The 17,839-nt window shown below is 67.6% G+C and carries 12 protein-coding genes and 3 pseudogenes; 10 read left to right on the top strand and 5 right to left on the bottom strand.

The window, feature by feature from the left end:
* The first annotated feature begins 206 nt into the window (after positions 1 to 206).
* The 6 genes and pseudogenes from ACFO3J_RS28160 to ACFO3J_RS28135 form a co-directional block, all read left to right on the top strand.
* Positions 207 to 4,589: a LamG-like jellyroll fold domain-containing protein gene (locus tag ACFO3J_RS28160; RefSeq protein WP_386435067.1), complete on the top strand. Its 4,383-nt coding sequence runs from the start codon at positions 207 to 209 to the stop codon at positions 4,587 to 4,589.
* A 943-nt stretch (positions 4,590 to 5,532) separates the two neighbouring features.
* Complete coding sequence (locus tag ACFO3J_RS28155; protein ID WP_386435064.1) at positions 5,533 to 5,748, top strand: hypothetical protein; 216 nt, start codon at positions 5,533 to 5,535, stop codon at positions 5,746 to 5,748.
* Between the two features lie 117 nt (positions 5,749 to 5,865).
* Positions 5,866 to 6,149: pseudogene (locus ACFO3J_RS28150) on the top strand (transposase family protein); the annotation flags it as partial.
* Positions 6,150 to 6,212: 63 nt separating this feature from the next.
* Positions 6,213 to 7,904: a tetratricopeptide repeat protein gene (locus tag ACFO3J_RS28145; protein WP_386435061.1), complete on the top strand. Its 1,692-nt coding sequence runs from the start codon at positions 6,213 to 6,215 to the stop codon at positions 7,902 to 7,904.
* Positions 7,901 to 8,380: a hypothetical protein gene (locus ACFO3J_RS28140; protein ID WP_386435058.1), complete on the top strand. Its 480-nt coding sequence runs from the start codon at positions 7,901 to 7,903 to the stop codon at positions 8,378 to 8,380. Before ACFO3J_RS28145 ends, ACFO3J_RS28140 begins: the two co-directional genes overlap by 4 nt.
* Before the next feature lie 27 nt (positions 8,381 to 8,407).
* Positions 8,408 to 8,497: pseudogene (locus tag ACFO3J_RS28135) on the top strand (IS5/IS1182 family transposase); the annotation flags it as partial.
* Positions 8,498 to 8,886: 389 nt separating this feature from the next.
* Here ACFO3J_RS28135 and ACFO3J_RS28130 read toward each other — a convergent pair.
* The gene (locus tag ACFO3J_RS28130; protein ID WP_386435056.1) at positions 8,887 to 9,186 is read right to left on the bottom strand and encodes a hypothetical protein; all 300 of its coding nucleotides are present in this window, start codon (positions 9,184 to 9,186) and stop codon (positions 8,887 to 8,889) included.
* Between the two features lie 609 nt (positions 9,187 to 9,795).
* Between ACFO3J_RS28130 and ACFO3J_RS28125 the strand changes: the two genes are divergently transcribed.
* Positions 9,796 to 10,275, top strand: a complete 480-nt coding sequence (locus ACFO3J_RS28125) for a hypothetical protein (protein WP_386435053.1) — start codon at positions 9,796 to 9,798, stop codon at positions 10,273 to 10,275.
* A gap of 177 nt (positions 10,276 to 10,452) precedes the next feature.
* Here the strand turns inward: ACFO3J_RS28125 and ACFO3J_RS28120 are convergent, their stop codons facing one another.
* Positions 10,453 to 11,001 (bottom strand): NUDIX hydrolase, encoded by a 549-nt coding sequence (locus ACFO3J_RS28120; RefSeq protein ID WP_386435050.1) that lies wholly within the window; start codon positions 10,999 to 11,001, stop codon positions 10,453 to 10,455.
* A gap of 57 nt (positions 11,002 to 11,058) precedes the next feature.
* Positions 11,059 to 12,393, bottom strand: coding sequence for a transcriptional regulator (locus ACFO3J_RS28115; RefSeq protein ID WP_386435047.1), 1,335 nt, complete (start codon positions 12,391 to 12,393; stop codon positions 11,059 to 11,061).
* 280 nt (positions 12,394 to 12,673) lie between these two features.
* Between ACFO3J_RS28115 and ACFO3J_RS28110 the strand changes: the two genes are divergently transcribed.
* Complete coding sequence (locus tag ACFO3J_RS28110) at positions 12,674 to 13,780, top strand: ATP-binding protein (RefSeq protein WP_386435044.1); 1,107 nt, start codon at positions 12,674 to 12,676, stop codon at positions 13,778 to 13,780.
* Positions 13,781 to 13,793: 13 nt separating this feature from the next.
* Entirely contained in the window at positions 13,794 to 14,504 is a 711-nt protein-coding gene (locus ACFO3J_RS28105; RefSeq protein ID WP_386435042.1) for a DUF6907 domain-containing protein, read from the top strand.
* A gap of 473 nt (positions 14,505 to 14,977) precedes the next feature.
* Here ACFO3J_RS28105 and ACFO3J_RS28100 read toward each other — a convergent pair whose 3' ends face one another.
* Together ACFO3J_RS28100 and ACFO3J_RS28095 are read right to left on the bottom strand one after the other, a co-directional pair.
* Entirely contained in the window at positions 14,978 to 16,249 is a 1,272-nt protein-coding gene (locus tag ACFO3J_RS28100) for a DUF3631 domain-containing protein (RefSeq protein ID WP_386435088.1), read from the bottom strand.
* A gap of 653 nt (positions 16,250 to 16,902) precedes the next feature.
* The gene (locus ACFO3J_RS28095; RefSeq protein ID WP_386435039.1) at positions 16,903 to 17,121 is read right to left on the bottom strand and encodes a helix-turn-helix transcriptional regulator; all 219 of its coding nucleotides are present in this window, start codon (positions 17,119 to 17,121) and stop codon (positions 16,903 to 16,905) included.
* A 491-nt stretch (positions 17,122 to 17,612) separates the two neighbouring features.
* On the opposite strand from ACFO3J_RS28095, the pseudogene ACFO3J_RS28090 reads away from it, so the two are divergent.
* Positions 17,613 to 17,839 (top strand): annotated as a pseudogene (locus tag ACFO3J_RS28090) (site-specific integrase); the annotation flags it as partial.

Genomic DNA, 17,839 nt, shown 5'->3' with positions numbered 1-17,839 from the left:
GGACAGCAGAGCCCTCACCAGCGCATCCAGGGGATGGGCAAACGTGTCATACATCACTCGCCGCGTTCCGCGGTGAGAGTGGGGGGTTTTATTCAATGCTGCCAACAACTTTGCACAGAAAAGGCTTGACACGGTATCGGTCGCATCTAGGTTCGGCACGATATCGGCCGCATCTGCTGACCGTTCCGCTGGCAGTTCTCGCGGGATTGCTGGTCGCACTTCCGGCGACCTCCGCATCCGCCGACGCGCCTGCGGAGGGCGACCCGCTGACGGCCGCACAGCATCAGGCTGTCGCTTCGGGTCAGGCAGTCACGGTCGACAGCCTGACCAGCGAGATCTCGACCATCCAGGCAAATCCGGACGGAACATTCACGTCCACCACCAACCTGCTCCCGGTCCGGGTGCGCCAGGACGGAACGTGGGTTCCGGTGGACGCCACGCTCGCCGTCAACGCGGACGGCACGCTGTCACCCAAGGCGACACCGAACGCGGTGCAGTTGTCGGGCGGAGGGCCGGGGCCGCTGGTCACGCTCACGCACGCCGACGGTACGAGCATGGCGCTGACCATGCCCTTCGCGCTTCCGGCGCCCGCGGTCAGCGGTGACACCGCCGTGTACTCCGCGGTGCTACCGGGGGTCGATCTGTCGGTCTCGGTGACCGACCAGGGCGGTTTCAGCGATGTACTGATCGTGCACAACGCCGACGCGGCCGCTGACCCGAGGCTGGAGGCACTGACGCTGGCAGCCTCCACCCAGGGACTGACGCTGAGGGCGAATCCCAGCGGCGGCATGGACGCGGTCACATCCGACGGAACGCTGGCCTACCTCAGCCCTCGCCCGCTGATGTGGGACTCGGCGACGCCACAGGTCCCCGTCACCTCGCTCGCCCGCACGACAGCGGTACAGCCGGCTGACACCGCAGACCCCGGGGCCAACGCCACCATGTCGTCGGCGGACGGCCCCGGTTCGGCGGCTCACGTCGCCGACGTGCCCATGACCACCGACGGCGGGGGCGTGACCCTGACGCCCGACGCCTCGATGCTGAACGACCCCGGCACCCAGTACCCGGTGTTCATCGACCCGTACACGAACCCCATTGCCGACCACGCCGGCCACTACGACGAGGTCTATTCCAGCTCCGCCTGCAACGACTCGCCCCAGTACGACAAGCCGCAGACCAACGGCGAGGGCGTGGGCTATCAGCAGGCCGGCGGCGCCTGCGGCAGCGGCATCGAGCGCTCGTACTACACCATCGACACCGGAGACCTGCACACCGGCTTCCAGGTGTACGACTCCCGCATCACCATCGCCACCACGTACGCGGCCAGCTGGGACTGCAGCCACAACCAGCCGCTCACCATGCACACCACCGAGGCCATCACTTCCGGAACCGACTGGAACAACCGGCCCAGCCCCCACGACGCGGCCTTCCCTCCGGTGTCGACGACGGTGCCCAGCGGTGCGAACCCGAACAGCTCGTGCAGCAATCACACCGCCACCTTCGTCGTCACCGACCAGGCGCAGACCCTCGCCGACTACGACGGCGACGGCTACAACGCGGCCGGAGACATCAAGGGCGCACCGAACACCTGGACCTTCGGCCTGTACGGCGACGAGTCGCAGACCTCCGGCAACGACAACTACCTGCGGATGTCGGAGTCCCTGACACTCACCACCAAGTACGACATGGCACCCGCCACACCGGCATCCCCGCACACGACGCCGGCTTCGGTCGGCGCCTCGGGGCCCTGCGTCCTGACCACGGACGACGGCTGGATCGGCTCGACCACCTACTCCGACGCGGGCAGCAACATCCAGCTCCACTCGACCGTCACCACCCAGATCTCCGGCGAGAAGGCCGCGGCCCACTACGTCGTGTGGGACCACGCCGTCCTCGACTCCACCGGGAACTCCGTCACCAAGTCCTCACCGGACACCACGTACCTGGCTAATGGGACTGACGCCTCCGTGCCGATCGGCTTCACGCTGCTCGACGGCCACGAGTACGGCTGGGACGTCTACAGCCAGGACGACTCCGCCCTGCAACTGAAGTCGGCCACCAGCGACCACTGCTGGTTCAAGACCGACTTCTCACCGCCCGAGACCCCGGCCGTCACGACCAACCCGTCTTTCCCGCCCGTGGGTTCGGGCGCCGCCGATCCCGTCATCTACGCCGCACCGGGACGTACCGCTGCCTTCACAGTGACCGGCGCCGACAGCCCCTCCTCGGACACCAGTTGCACTGAACGCGCCTGCCTGACCAGTGGCATCGACCACTTCATCTGGAAACTCGACACGCCCCCGACAGCCGCGAGCCACACCACGGCGAACCTGGTCAGCACCGCCACCAACGGCACCGGCTCAGCGACACTCAACGTGCCAGTAGTCAACTGGGGCGTCCACACGCTCTACGTCGCCGGCGTCGACGCGGCCGGCAACATCTCCACCGCGCCCGCCAGTTACACCTTCACCGTGCCGTGGAACCCTACGACCAAGATCACACCGGGGGACATCACCGGCGACGGCGTACCCGACCTGCTGGCCACAACCAGGACCGGCGACCTGGACCTCGTGCCCGGCGACAGCGACCCGGCTCAGAGCCCCGCGCCCGCCCAGACCGGGCCACTCACAGGGACGCCCCCGGCCGTCACCGGACCGGTCACCGTCTCCACCAAAGCGGACTCCCCCGACGGCACCGGCTGGAACAACTACCTGATCGCCCACCGCGGCAACCTTCACGGCGCCGACACCGACGACCTGTTCGCCTACAACAAGAACAGCACCAGCCAACAGCTATACGTCGTCAAAAACGATCTTGATCCGATAAGCGACACGGTCTTCCCGCTCGTCCCCTACTCCACCTTCGGCGGCTTCATCGGCAAACGGTTCGATGTCGTCCCCAAGAGCCCCTGCCAGCCTGCCAGCGTCGTCTCCGATGCCTCGCGCTGCCGCACCACCGACTACAACAGCTCCACCTGGAACATCACGCAGCTCATCACACCTGGCAACGTCTTCGGCAACACCGACTACCCGGCCGTCATCACCGTCGAGAACAAGAAGCTGTGGATCTACCAGTCCGACGGCGGCGACCACCTCACGAACCCCATCCTGCTCGGTGACGGCGACTGGACCGGACAGACACTCATCACTCCGGGCACCGTCCAGGGCACCCCCGTGCTGTGGACCCGCGACAACTCCTCCGGCACCGTCTACTCCTTCCCCATCAACGTCGATCAGACCACCCTCCTGCCCCAGCTGTTGCACGCCCCCGTGCACACGGCCCTCACCTCGGCGCTGGCACCGGCCGGCGGCGGCACCCTGTGCCTCGACGACGAATACTCCAAGACCGCTGACTACAACAAGATCCAGATCTACACCTGCGACAACACAGCGGCCCAGACATGGAGCTACCTCAACGACGGCTCCCTCCGCGTCCTGGGCAAATGCCTCGACGTCTCCGGAAGCGACGTCACCAACGGGACCCTCGTGCAGCTGTTCACCTGCAACGGCACCGGAGCCCAGGTCTGGACCCCCGGTCCCACGGGCAGCCTCATCAACCCCGAGTCCGGCAAATGCCTCGACGACCCGGGCAGCAGCACTACCAACGGCACCCAACTCGAGATCTACACCTGTAACAACAGCAGTGCGCAGAACTGGACCAGTACCGCCACCGCCAACTGGAACACCAACCCGCCGGCAGCCCTCGCCCCCGTCCTGCCGGCCGCCCTCTATCCCGCCGTCGCGTCACCCGGCGATGTCAACAGCGCCGCCGGACCTGCCGACGGCAACCCCGACCTCTACGCCACCGACACCAACGGCCAACTGGCGGAGTACACCGGCATCGCCCCGAGCGGCGCCACCGCCCAATTCGCCTTGACACCGGTGTCATTGGGCTCGGTCACGGACACCGCCACCCACTGGTGGAACCTCGCCGAAGGAAGCGGCTCCACCGCCGCGGACTGCGCAACCGCGACCGACACCGGCTGCACCGGCGGCCTCAACGCGACCCTGAGCGGCGCCTACAGCCGGACCAACGACGCCACCCGCGGCACCGTCCTGAACCTCACCGGCACCACCGGCTACGCGGCAACCAGCGGACCGGCCCTCGACACATCCAGCAGCTTCTCCGTCTCGCTCTGGGCAAAGCTCTCCTCGACCACCGCCAACTCAACCTTCCTCTCCCAGTCCGGCGGCGCCGGATACGGCAACGGCTTCCAGCTCTACTACTCCGCCGGACTCCACACCTGGGCCTTCGGACGCCACGCCAGCGACGCCGCCGTCACCACCTTCACCGCCGCCTACGGCAACGGCGCCGTCGCCGGACGATGGACCCACCTGGTGGGCGTATACGACGCCGCCGCCCAGCAACTCAGCCTCTACGTCGACGGCCGCCTGGCCGGCACGCAGGCGTACACCGGCACCGCCTGGAACGCCACCGGCCCCTTCCAGATCGGCCGCCGCATATCCCAGAACGCCTACGGCGAATACGCCAACGGCCTGATAAGCGACATCCGCACCTACCCCACAGCCCTCCCCCCCGCCGACGCCTCCGCCACAGGCGACACCCCCGCCGCAGTCCAACTCGACTGAGCCGAACCTCCGACTGACCGCCTGACCCAACCGGCCGCCGGTCCACCTCCACGAACGCGTTTGAGGCGGACCGGCCGCCGACGGCTGAAGGTGAGCGCGGACTGAAGGACATCCAGGAGACGCTCGGCCACTCCTCCATCGCCATCAGCGCCGACACCTACACCAGCCTGCTCCCCGAGTTCGACCGCGCCATCGCCGAACGCGCGGCCGGCCTGATCCCCCGAGCCAGCAGCGCCCCACAGGGCCCGGACCGTGCTCCCGCGTTGCACGCTGTACCGCAGCCGGACGCGGCATCCGCTCACGCATCGCTCACGCAAAGGGCCCCGGACGACGCGTCCGAGGCCGGTACCGAGCCCGCCAGACGGCCAAAACTGCAGGTCATCCAGGGTGAAAAGAAGAGCCCCCTGTCGGATTCGAACCGACGACCTTCGCTTTACAAGTTCCCTCGGGGTGCCTGACTGACCTGCGTCGATGCGAGCTGGCGGCCCGCTGACCTGCCAAAACACCGTTCGCTAGTTGCCATCAGTTCGGGGCGTTTTCCAGCGCCATGTGTGCTAGATCCGTGCTATCGGGAGGAGGGTTGGCAGCATGTCTCGCGGCTCGCAGTCGTCTGAGTACGCCGCCTGGTTCAGGACGCTGATGGAGGAAGACCTGGACCCGCGTCGCTGGTGGCCCAGGCGGTAGCGGCCTTGTGCGGGACCGGACCGATGCTGGGACGTCCTCTGGTCGACTGACCCGAAAGGCGGGGATGCGCATCGCCTCAAGGATCTGCGGCCAGGGTCGAGCGGTCAGTCCGAGACCCGGATCATCTTCGCCTTCGACCCGACCAGCTCGGCTCTCCCGCTGCTGGGCGGTGACAAAGCAGGGAACTGGGGGCGCTGGAACGCGACAACATCCTGATCGCCGAACGGCTCTCCCTCGATTACGCCCGTGGCACCGAGGAGTGAAGATACCCAGAAAGACCTCGCAGGAGTGGGAGACCCTCGAACAGGATCTGTACGCAGCCGGTGTCGATCTCGCCGAGGTGGAAGCCGGCGCCCACCGCCTGCTGGCCGAAGCCCGCGGTCACCAACTGGCCGAGACTCGCATTCAACACTTCCTGGCAGAGAAAGACGTGGCAGCCCGAATGGGCGTAAGCATCGCCCACCATGCGCACTGATCGCGGACCGGTGCGTCGTCCTTCGGCTTCCGTGGTGGGGCGCTGACCTGGTCGGGGAACTCGTTAGCGAGATCCCGATAGCCCTCGACTTCAGCTCCCACAGTGAGGCGGAGCCGGAATTTGCGGTGTAAGCCTCCGCCACACCAACGTGCGCTGGTCGCTTTGGTGTACCTGCCCATGCACGACACCCTGGCCCGTATCGCGGCCGGCTCCCGGATATCCGTCGGCGCCGCCCATGCCCACGTCACAGCCGTGACCGACCTGCTCGCCGACCGCGCGGCAGGCCTACTGAACACCCTGCGCGAGAACGATCCGGACTTCGCCCTGCTCGACGGCATTCTCGCCGAGACCGCGTCGGTGACAGCCGCGCGGACTATTCGGCCAAGCACCGCGTACGGCATCGCCAGACGGATCGGCCGAACCCGTGGGCGCCGCGCCGCCTGAACACCTAGCCTGGTCGCAGAGTGCCGAACGACGACTGGCGGGGGCAGCGGGTGGGGGTGGGTATCGAGGTACTGGTCAGTCAGGCTGGGCCGTTGATCCAGGCGGCCCTGAGAGCCTACGGCCGCACGGTGCTCACGGATGCCGCGACAAAGGTGGGCCGTCGGACTGACGCGGGCGTGAAGCTGCTGCGCTCGCTGTTACGGCATCAGACGCCGGAAGAGCGGCAGGCGCTGGAGTCAGTCGTGTCCGCGGCGTACACCGGCACCGTGGAAGACCTGAGCGCAGAGTTGGCCGCGACCGCCCGCCGCGCCTTGCGCGAGGACGTCGACCTCTACCGCGAGTGGTCCTCCTTGCTACCCGGCGCAACCGACACCGTGACTGTCACCGCCTCCGGCAGCCGGTCCGTCGCCGCGCACTCCATCGCCAACAGCAATGTCTTCGTGACGCACCCCACGAGTCAGAGCCGGAGTGCCCCACCGGAGCCGTCGGCCGGCGACGAAGTCCTTGCCGGCCGGAACAACTGGGCCATCGCGGCGCAGGAGGTGGGCGACGTGCGACACGCCATCGCGCTGCTCACCGAGAACCTCGCGGATTCCGAGCTGCAACTCGGCCCCCACCACCCCGACACGCTGGCAGCGCGTAACAACCTGGCCGCCGCGTACCAGGAGGCGGGCGACCTACGCAACGCCACCGCTCTTCTCGAACGCAATGTGTACGAGGCTCCCCGCGTGCTGGGAGACCACCACCCGGATACCCTTACCTACCGAAACAACCTGGCGAGTGCCTACCGCGCAGCCGGGGACCTGGACCGCGCCTTCACACTGTTCGAGCAGACGCTCGCAGACCGCGAGCGCGTCCTGGGGCCGGACCACCCCTCGACCCTGACCTCCCGCAACAACCTGGCGAGTGCCTACCGCGCAGCCGGGGACCTGAACCGCTCTATCACACTGTTCGAGCAGACGCTCGCAGACCGCGAGCGCGTCCTGGGGCCGGACCACCCCATCACGCTCGCCTCCCGCAACAACCTGGCGAGCGCGTATCTGTCCGCCGGCGACCCGACCCGCGCCATCACACTGTTCGAGCGGACGGTCGCGGACTCCGATCGGCTGCTCGGTCGGTTGCACCCCGGTTCTGTAACGAGCCGCCACAACCTCGGGGCCGCCTACCGTGCCGCCGGAGACCTGGACCGCGCGATCGCGCTCCTGGAGCAGACTCAGGCCGACAGCGAACGCCTACTCGGCATGAGCCATCCGGACACCCTTGCCGTTCGGAAGGAACTCGCCCTGGCCTACCAGGAGAAGGGCTTCCCTGACCACGCCGTACCGATCTTCGAAGCCAACCACCGCGAGTACCAGGGCTCCTTCGGCCGTCTCCACCCGCTGACGCTAGCGAGCGAACTCGATCTGGCCAACGCCCATCTCTCGGCCGGGAAGCCGGATCTGGCCGTTCCACTCCTCAAGGACGCGGTCGCCGGTCTCGAACGCGCTGTGGAGGAAGGCCACCCCGAACGCGTCAGGGCTCGACGCTATTTGGCGTCTGCCCTGCTGGAAAAAGCTGTCGAGGCGGTCAAAGCGCTGCAGGCCGAGGGCGGTTCTGCGCCGGATGGTCTGTTCACCGAAGAGACTCGACGCTATCTCGGCGCCTTGGCGCGCCACCAGGCTGCGCACGACGACCGCGCCGCCCCGGAGGACCCGGCGGAGCGCCGCGAATGACGGGCGACAAGCGGACCCGCATCATCATTGTCGAGCTGAGCGAGAACGACACCACCGACCTCCCCTCGCTCCTCCGGGAGCTCGTCCAGGTGTCGTCCGAGTCGCTCTTAGTCAAGGGAGAGATCCACATGGGAGACACCTACAACGTCGAACAGGCGGGCGCCGTCGGCCCGCATTCCAAGGCGACCAAGAACACGTTCGTCAAGCACCAAGGCGACCCGGGCACCTTCGACCTCGCGACGCTCGCCACCCAACTCGCGACGTTGCGCGCCGCGCTCAAGAGCGAGGCGGTGGATCCTGAGCATGACGCCGCCGTCGGCGCCGTCGCCCAGGCCGAGGTGTCAGCGAAAAACGGCGACGAGGAGGGTGCGCTCGCCCACCTCAGGGCCGCCGGCAAGTGGACGCTGGACATCGCCAGAAAGATCGGCACCGAGATCGCCGCCCTGGCCATTGCGCACGCAATCGCCGGAGGCTGAGCCCCCGCCGGGGGATCAGTGATCCTCACAGCCGTGACCGACCTGCTTGCCAACTGCGCCCCGAGCCTGCTGAAGACCCTGCGCGAGAACGATCCGGACTTCGTCCTGCTCGACGGGCACTCTCGCGCGGTGTACATTGCCGAGACGTCGCGGCTGCTCACATGACCGAACACCTCACGCAGGGACAGCATCGCTATCAGGCGAGATCGTCCCTCGGGCCAGGCGATGTCCTGGGTGGCTCGGGCCAGGGTGATGGCCACGTCAGCTCGATCGTGATAGGCGACCTGGAGGCTTGGGCAGGCCAGGACGCTGGCAGTGAAGGGCTGGTCGCCTACCGTGCGGGCCAGGCGCAGGGACTCCGTGAAGTACGTGCGGACCGTGGTCTTCTGGCGGGCGTCGAAATACGTCCAGCTCGACAGGCGAGCGACTTCTGCAGTGATCTCATGGAGGGTACGGCGGTGGTCGGCGTCCTTGGCGTCGGCGAGCAGGCGGACCACGTAACCGAACTAGCCGATCACCGCCGGGCGTAGGGTCTCGCCGCCGTGCTCGTCATCGCGGCGCCAGTAATCCGCGATCGACGTCTGAAGTGAGCGCAACGTGCTCGACGTGATCTTCGTTCCGGCCGCGGTGGTCGGGACACTGTCGAGATCGTGCGCATCCGCGGCAGCCGGGAATGTCTCCGGCCTCTTCCCGATCCCAAACTCAGCCAAGAGTGTCGGGGCGGCCTCAGAGTGCACCAACTTCGTAGCGCCCAACATGTGCCCTGGGATGCGCAGTCCGTCCGCGATCCGCTCGACGACGTTCATGTTGGTGATCTCATGTCGGCCAGAGATGACCTCGCCGACCCTGCTCGGCGGAGGTCACGCACCCGGGCGATCGGGGAGGCCTGGAGCCCGTCTTTGGCCTTCGCCAGGCTGAAGACCTTGGTGAAGTCCCTTGTCACGCAGATGCAGCCGGTGCGGCGCTGACAAGCGGGAAGCGCGTTCGGCTCTTTTCATCGGTTCGGGCGGTTTCCCGGGCCGTGTATTCAGAATGCGTGCCCGTCGTACCCACTCATCTGGCACCGAGGCCAGGGCACTGGACGCCCGGAGGACCGCTGAGTCGCTAGTCCGGTGTGGTCAAACAGATTTGACGTAGGCACACATGGAGTTCCCTGGGCACCTCAAGTCCCGAGCCAGGCTGTCTAGCAAGGCGATAGAGCGACGGCGACAACGTTATTGGACCGAGCACGCCCAAGATGGGCAGTAACCAAATCCAAACAGCAGGGTGTCGAAGGCGTTGCCATACAGATGACGCTGAAAATTCGGCTCCACAAGCATCTCCCATCCCTTGACGCCCGTGACGCCACACCCGACTACTAGTTGCAGTGAAGATAGTACGATGCAATCGCTTATTGCATCCGCTACACTGCCTCGATGGGCCCAGAATCCTTTGCCAATGCAGCTGCGACCATCGTCACATCACTCGGCGCGTTCATCGGAATCGCCAGCCGACGCAAAAGATTGCGACATGATATTCGCGAAAATCTTAGCCTCGCGGAGGAACTCGAGAAAAATGCGATCCTGCGCGATCAGACCCCTGCTATCCTCTGGCTGAACACTAAGATTGCACTCGACGTAGCAAGACTAGCCGGACAGTCGTTGAAAACTCCGAAGAAACCCATACCTTGGGGAAGCGTCACGTTTTCCTCCATCGTGACTGTAGGTTTCGGCTACTGGACATACCGGCTCAACGATAGCGCGTTCGTATGGTACTCCGTATTTCCGGGCGTGATAGCCTTTTTGATGACAATGTCTGCATACGGCTCCTTCCTGAATCGCGAAATTCTACCGGAACAGCCAAACGAACCCCCAGGAGGTGCGGACCCGATGCAGACAGAGAACACCTCGGGCTGAGTTCGCCTTCGCATCGCAGAGAGAGGGGAACTGGCGAAAGGTGCGCGCCACCAACCGCCAAATTGAGACCACCTTCGGTTTACGCCACTATAACTGCTGAGTATTTGACGAAACACTCGACCTCTCACGAGACCTAACCAATGATCTTTTAGCTTTAGTCGTGATGTGACCCTGCTTCTACGCCCGGGGGTTCGTAGCGGCGTGCATGTGGTGGAGTAGGAGGAGGGCGGCTACCGCGTTAGCTGAACGGATCTCGGCGCGTTCGATGAGGGATGGAACCGAGGTCAGCGGCACCCACTCCCGCCGCTCGGACTCGAAGTCGTCCTCGGGGTGGCCGATGTACTCGGCGGTGGTGGACCAGTAGATGTGGTGGCGGCTGTCGGTGAAGCCGTTGGAGGGTTCGACGGTGAGGAGGTGCTGGAGGGGGCCGGGGCGCCAGCCGGTTTCTTCGAGCATTTCGCGGGCGGCGGCGGTTTCGAGGTCTTCGCCGTGTTCGACGACGCCGGCGGCGAGTTCCCAGCCCCAGCTGTCGGTGATGAAGCGGTGGCGCCACAGGAGGAGGGCTTCACCGGCCTCGTTGACGGTGGTGGCCAGGGCGACGGGGCGCTGGCGGAGGAGGTAGTGGTCGAGGTGGCGGCCGTCGGGGAGTTCGACGTCGGCCAGGTTCAAGGTGAGCCAGGGGTTCTGGTAGACGGTCTTCTCGCCGTGGTTCTTCCACACCGACACGTGCGTGCTCCGTCCCTGTCGCCTGCCCGGTGCTGGGACGGTACCGCACGCGTCCGGTCACAGTGGTAGCGACAGTGAGGCGTCGATCTGCTCAACGGCGTCGCGTCCGGCGGCCGAGCCCTGCTCGGCGAGGAGTCTGCGCAGGCGGGTGAAGCGGTCGCGCAGGCGCTGTGATTCCTGGCCCTGGGCGAGGGTGAGGGCGGTGAGGCTGTGGGCTGCGGCCTGCTCCGGGTTGCCGCGGCCGAGGTCGGCAGTGGCGAGGGTGGCCAGACGGTGGACGGAGCCGCGGGCGTGGGCCTGGGCGCGTACGGCTTCGGTGGCGTAGGTCTGGGCGGGGGTCCAGTCGCCCAGACTGATGAGGGCTTCGGCGAGCTGGGCCTCGACCAGGCCGGGCTGGACGTAGCCGAGTTCGGCCGGTTCGTCGGCGGGGCGGATGCGGGCGGCGGCGGCTTCGGCCAGGAGCATGCAGCGGTGGGCGGCTGCCTGGTCGCCCATGCGGGAGAACGCCTTGGCCTGCATGGCGTAGAGGTCGGTCGCCAGGGCGGGGGAGATGTGCGCGCCGGCCGTGCGGATGCCGGCCTCGGCGAAGGCGACGGCTTGCCGGAAGTCCCGCATGAAGACGGCCTGGTTGACCAGGAGCGCTATCACGTAGCCGCCAAAGGCCCGGTCGCCTGAGGCTTTGGCGAGGCGTAGTGCCTGGTGGAAGTAGCGCTGGGCGAGGCCCTGGGCGTCGGAGTCGTAGGCGCAGATTCCGGCGACCGCAACCAGGCCGCCTACGGCGCGGTGGAGTTCGCGGCCGGTGGCGTCGGTGTAGGAGCCGCGGACCAGTGGTGACGTGTGGTCGGCGAGGAAACGTACGATCCGGCCGCGGGTGGCGACTCCGCCGGCCTGGCGGTACATCGCCTCGTAGTGGGTGCGGGCGACTCTCAGCACGTCGATGTCGGTACGGCCGACGTGGAGATTGCCGGCCCGGGAGACGTCGAGGTCGTCCGGCGGGTTCTCCCATTCCCATACGGGTCCGATCGCGGCCATGCCGGTGATGAGCGGGGCGCGCTGCAGGTCTTCGCGCTGCTGGCCGTCGCCGCGCCACAGCGCGGTCGAGCGCTCGATGAACCCGCCCAGGGGCGCCGACGCTTGGTCCCTCGCGGGGTTGCCCATGCCGATGTCGTCGAGGGTGATCGGACGGCCGAGGCGAGTTGCCAGGACGTCGCAGATCAGGTCGGGCGCGATGCCGCGCGGGCGTTGTCCGCTCAGCCAGCGGATCACCGATGAGTGGTCGTAGCGCATCTGCTTGCCGCGGACCCTGCCTGCGGCGTTCACCCGGGTGGCCAGGCCGACGCGTGACATGCCAGCTTCGTCCAGCAGGGCGTCGAGCAGCGTGTTTGGCTCCATGTGGTCCTCGCATCACTCAGTGCAGCGAGCGTAGCCAAGTCTCGTTCACACAGTGTGTGTTGGCAGCCTCCGCGCTCGTGTCCCGTACACACTCCCGCTCAGCGGGCGGACGCCCGAACCTCTTCGTAGGGCCACGTGGCCACGGGCGGCAGGCGCGGACGCAGGCAGCGTCGTCGCACCAGGACATCAACATCGCGTACGCGAACACGACGCCTGCGGCTTCGCTCCGACACGGCGGATCGCCGTCTTCGCCATCACACTTCTGAAGGGTTGAACTGACATGTCCAGCTCCACCTCGCCGGGTACCGCACCGCCGGGTGCGTGCCCCTTGCACCCAGCCGTGAAGAGTGAACGCTCGGCCGTGCCATACGGATTTCAGGTCTCGGCCGACGAGGCGGAAGTCGCGTCGGCCCGGCGCAGGGTCGTTGAAGCCGTCCGGAGCTGGCAAGCGCCGTTGACGGAGGAGGCGTTCGACGACCTGGCACTGCTGTCCAGCGAGTTGATCACCAACGCCGTACGGCACACCCGGGCCGCCTGCGAGGTGACCGTGCGGTGGACCGGCGCCCGAGTGCGGGTCGAAGTCACCGACGTCGACCCGAAGCGGCCGGTGCCGCGCGAGGGATCCTTCGACACGGAGGCAGGGCGCGGGCTGCTGCTGGTCGAATCGCTGTCCGCCGACTGGGGAAGCGTTGAAGTGCCGGCCGGGAAGGTCGTGTGGTTCGAGGTCGGCGCCCCTCACATGGACGAGAAGGACGGACAGCTGCCTGTTCAATTACGAGGGCCGGCCTGCCTTGCCATGGAGGGCGACCCGGGTGGTACGTCTGCGGCGGCCCCGTCCATTGACCCGGCCCGCGGTCGAAGGCTGGCGGCCGTGGACCAACCCGCGCCGCAGGCTCAGGTCCCATGCCGGTCATCTGCCCGACGGACCGACCGGGAGAGCCCCGCGACAACTGCGGCAGCCCCTGTCGTAGCCCCGGCGAGATACGTGTGCGGGCGCACCGCGTTGCTCTCCGATGCCGCCATCAGCACGCCGCTCTCTCTCGCCCGCGAAGGTACCTACTCCGCAGAGGATGTGGAACGCCGTGTCCGGTGCGGGCAGGAACGACACGACCCCGAGGTCCCGCACATGGGCCTGGTCATGGACCTGCGCGGCCTGGGCGAAGGCGCGGTCTGGCTGCGATGGCTAGACGGTTCTCCCGAGTCGGCGTTCACCGTCGCACCCGACTGCCCCGCCGGGTCCCCTGACGGGATGGACGCGTGCTGCGAGTTCGACAGCCACGACGGCGGGCACAGCTGGGAGTTGACCGACAGCCTTCCCCCGGGGGACCTCGAACCGGCACCGGCACTCTGCCGCCAGGACGCGGATTGCGGGAGGGCTTGTGGTTGAGAAGGGCATAGCGGTGACCGAAGATTCGGCGAGTCGGGCTGCGCTGGTTACCGATCCCCACGACATGAAGCAGGTCGTGCCGCCGACGCGTGAGGAAGTGGCATCTGACCTGGTGAGCGCCGAAGTCGCACGGCTCGGCTCACCGCTGGACCCGCCCGACATGAAGTCTGCGAGCCCTGCCTCCGGCAGAACGTGGACGATCGGCACCACAGCGGGCTTTACGGCCACGGGCTATCTGCCAGCCTGGGCCGAGGAAGATCCCAGTGACAGCGGCGTACCTCTCGACGAGCTCCAGCTCCGGCTGGCGGACATCAACCACTGGACTCACTTCGATGGCCAGACGATGCAGGTCCGCCTGCCTGCCTTCGGGGGCGAAGCCAGCCAGGTGGGAGAGGCACAGGTCTTCCGGGGCAGCATCGACTGCAACCCCTACGCCGAAGAACCCGAGCCCCGCGTCCCCGTCGTCAACCTCGCCATCATCGAGGACTTCTGGATCAACGACCTGGACCCCGAGGCACTCGGCGACCTCGCCGCCAAGCTGCGGGCACAGGCCGACCGCCTCGACCACGAGATACGCCCCCGGCTGATCGACATCCGCGCGGACTGGGCCCAACACCGTTCCGCCCAGACACCTCTGGACACCGGCTCCTCCGACGTCCTTGACCGAGACGTTTTCGGCAGCGGCCCTCAGCAGCAAGATCACGAACCGTGGCCGGAGCGATAGCCACCCTTCTTGCTGCGAACGCGGACCAAAGACCGGCCTGCGGCACGTATGGGCCACCTCCGTGAAGAACGAGGGTGGCCCATCGGTCGGACGACGGGAGTCGCTTCTCGGGTTCACGAGCGGGGGGGTGGTCAGGCATGGCTGGTCCAGGGAACCCTTGGGGGTCCGGTCCCGCCACCCCCGGGGCGGGACTCGGCGAAGGTGCCTTCGCCAGCGGCGAAGAGTAGCTTCGCGGATAACTTGCTCCCGCTCGCGGGGGCCTGCGAGAGCAATGCTCTCGCTATATCTTGCTCGCTCCTCTCGGTCGGGCCGATGGGTGGACGGTCAGCGACGTGTCCCACCCGTTGCGGGGCTGGTCACAGCCGGTACGGGTCACCGCCCCGGTACGGGTCGACCCGTCACACCCGGGCCACCCGTCCCGCGCTGACCTGCGGCGGGACGGGTGATGCGGGTCGGAGAGGGTCAGCCGCCGGTCAGCGGCGCGGACCCGTACCAGCCGAGGGCGGCGGCAGCGGGAGGCTCGAACCCGGTGCCTTGGGCACAGCCGCCGATAGCGGGACAGGGCCGGCCTGGGCATCACGCCCAGGGGACTCGGTGTGGTCGGGCAGGGGGCAGTAGCGGTTCCAGGCGTCGGTGAAGTCCGCCCGAGCGTAGCCACGGCGCTGCGTGCCGTTGTCGAAGCGGCGGTTGGCGGAGTGGATCTCGTAGTCCGCCAGCAGCATCTGGAGCTTGCGGGCGGTCAATCCGGCTGGCCCCTGTTCGTGCCAGGGGGCTTCGGGGTCGGCATTCAGGGTATCCAGGAGTGTCCCGGTGGCCAGCAGCGCCGGGTCGCCCTGGGAGGCGAACGCGGCCCGCAGGTCGGTCAGGATGCGGACTTTGGTGCCCCGGTCCTGCTCGTTGCCCTTCTCCCGCTCGGTCATCACCCGGCATGCGTTGCGTGCCCGCTGTGGCCACTCGCCGCCGGCCAGGTCGGCGACCGCGACCAGCGGCTCCCACGTGTCCGCCGCCCGGTCCCGCACCGGCATGGCCGGGACCAGATCCGCCGCCGCCTCCAGTCGGGTCACCAGCCAGTCCGCCAGCCGGTCCCGCACTTGGTGGAGGAACGGGATGGCGGTGCGGGTACGGAAATCATCGACGTGCTCGGTCTCCAGGCGCTTGCGCATCCGGATGATGACGGCCCGGTCCATGATCGTGTCCGGCAGGTCACCGATCCCGGCGATCGCCGCCATGGCGAACGTCGGGAACTTCACCGGCTTGTGCTCCGCCCCCGTAACCCGGGTGGTGGGGCGGTTGCGCTGGTGGCCGGCGTTGAGCAGACCGCGCATCTCCTCGTTCTTCTCCGCCATCTTCGCGCTGCCGAAGATGGTGTCGGCCTCGTCCACCAGCAGCGTCGGCGGCTGCTCCGTGATCGACCGGAAGATCGCCGCCGGCGACGAGTTCACCGTGATGAACGGCTCATGCACCGTCTCAAGGAGTACGTCCAGCAGCCTCGACTTCCCGCACGCCTTCGTCGGCGCCACGATCGCCAGCCGCGGCGCGTGCTGCCACGCCTGCTGCAAGTGCGTCGCCGCGATCCACAAGGTGATCGCGTCCAACGCTTCCGGACTGGGCGGGACCACGTATCGGGCCACGGCGGAACGGAGTTCGTCCAGCAGTCCGGAGCCCTGATCCGGCCGTTGGTCCACGACAGGCTGGTCCCCTACTCCGGGACCAGGAGGCCGTTGGTCCGCCGGTCCGGTCCGCAGCCCGTCCGGTCCGCCAGCTTGGTCCGCCGGTCCGCGGTCAGGTCCGCTTGGTCCGCTCGTTTGGTCCGGCAGCGCGGGGTCTGGTCCCGCTCGTCCGCCGGTGGTACCGCTTCTGGTCCGCTGACCGGAAGTTCCGGTCAGCCCTTCGAGTCCCGGACCACCGTGGTCCGCCGTCCCGGGGGCCGTGACCTGCGGGGACCATGGCTGGTCCGCATCCCGGTCCGGTCCGCCCGCCGGACCGTGCGCGGACCACTCACCGGCCGGCTGGTCCGCGGACCACCCGTTCGCGGTCCGGTCCCCGCCCGGACCGATGGGCGCATCAGGGGACCGGCCCCCGCTGGTCCTCTGGACTGGTCCCGCAGACCATCCACCCACCTTGTCTGCGGACCGCCGGACGGCGGTCCGCTCGCGGACTGGTCCGCTCACCTCGGCCAGTGGTCCGCTGGTCACGCGTCCCGGATCACCCGGTACCGCCACCGGCGGCCATACCTGGCTCGTGGGTGCGCCCTCGGCGCCTGGGGTCCTACCGTGCACGCATCACTACTCCTCGAAGGGCGGGGTACGGGCTGGCAGCCTGTCCCCACCCAGATCGATCGTTGACGGTCATGGGGACTTCCGTGTTTTCCGGCATCGGTTCGCTATGGCCGTGCGGGTCACGCCGCCAGGTCGACCGCCTGCCCGTCCACCCATGCCTCCACCTCCGCCCAGCGGTACCGCAGGTGACGCCCGAGCTTGTGGACCTTGGGTCCGATGCCCCGGTGCCGCCACTGGTAGAGGGTGGCCACCGGCACGCCCAGGTACTCCGACACCTCCACCGGAGTCGCCAGCGCCCGCCGCGCTCCCCCGTCGGCGCCGCTCTTCAACTTCTGCATCCTTCTCGCTTTCTCTTCTGCCGACCAGCGGCCGCGAATAACCCGGCCGCGAGCGGCCGGGGAGAAAACAATAGTAGAAGCAGATCGGCCGTCAACCAAATAATTCGGCAATTGGATCTGAAATATCGAGAAGGATGCCGGAAGGTTCCCAGACAAGGGGTACGGTGCCGAACACCGGAACAGTCGACCAGCCGCCGCGACCCCAGCACGGAACGTCTCCCACCAGGCATCATCCACCCTCAGCACTCCCGGCGCGGGAAGCTAGCACGGAACATGCCGCCAACAAAACGACAGCCCTAAAGGGATCGCAAATTCATACCCGGGCACTGCGGCCAAGCATCCCGGCACGAGAAAATAAAGAAGCTGAACCGGTGTTCAAAGCAGCGGACGGCGGGTACCTTTACCAAGCTCGCGCACCGAATACAAAGGGAGCAGGACCGCTTGTTCATAACGAACACCCCGCACCACCGACACCACCGGACCGGTGGCTGATGGCACGGGTCTGGATAGAAGACCGCGCCGACCACACCGCGTACCAGCGCGCGGTCGCCAAGGCCAAGCAGGCAGGACGGACCCCGCCCGGCCGCTACCGGGTCCGCTGGTACGGCCCCGACGGCAAGCCGAAGATGAAGACGGTCCAGCGAAAGGTCGACGCCGAGGCCGAGCGGACCCGGATCGAATCGCGCCTGGGCGACGGCTCGTACCGCGACCCGGCCGC

This window comes from Streptomyces polygonati, from assembly GCF_042650325.1.
GTDB classification, from domain to species: domain Bacteria; phylum Actinomycetota; class Actinomycetes; order Streptomycetales; family Streptomycetaceae; genus Actinacidiphila; species Actinacidiphila polygonati.
This window is presented reverse-complemented; position numbering and strand designations above follow the sequence as displayed.

Bases quoted from the DNA above. Each gene is read 5' to 3' on its own strand.
- ACFO3J_RS28140 (WP_386435058.1), top strand. From the start codon at position 7,901: ATGACGGGCGACAAGCGGACCCGCATCATCATTGTCGAGCTGAGCGAG.
- ACFO3J_RS28130 (WP_386435056.1), bottom strand. From the start codon at position 9,186: ATGAACGTCGTCGAGCGGATCGCGGACGGACTGCGCATCCCAGGGCAC.
- ACFO3J_RS28125 (WP_386435053.1), top strand. From the start codon at position 9,796: ATGGGCCCAGAATCCTTTGCCAATGCAGCTGCGACCATCGTCACATCA.
- ACFO3J_RS28115 (WP_386435047.1), bottom strand. From the start codon at position 12,393: ATGGAGCCAAACACGCTGCTCGACGCCCTGCTGGACGAAGCTGGCATG.
- ACFO3J_RS28110 (WP_386435044.1), top strand. From the start codon at position 12,674: ATGTCCAGCTCCACCTCGCCGGGTACCGCACCGCCGGGTGCGTGCCCC.
- ACFO3J_RS28095 (WP_386435039.1), bottom strand. From the start codon at position 17,121: ATGCAGAAGTTGAAGAGCGGCGCCGACGGGGGAGCGCGGCGGGCGCTG.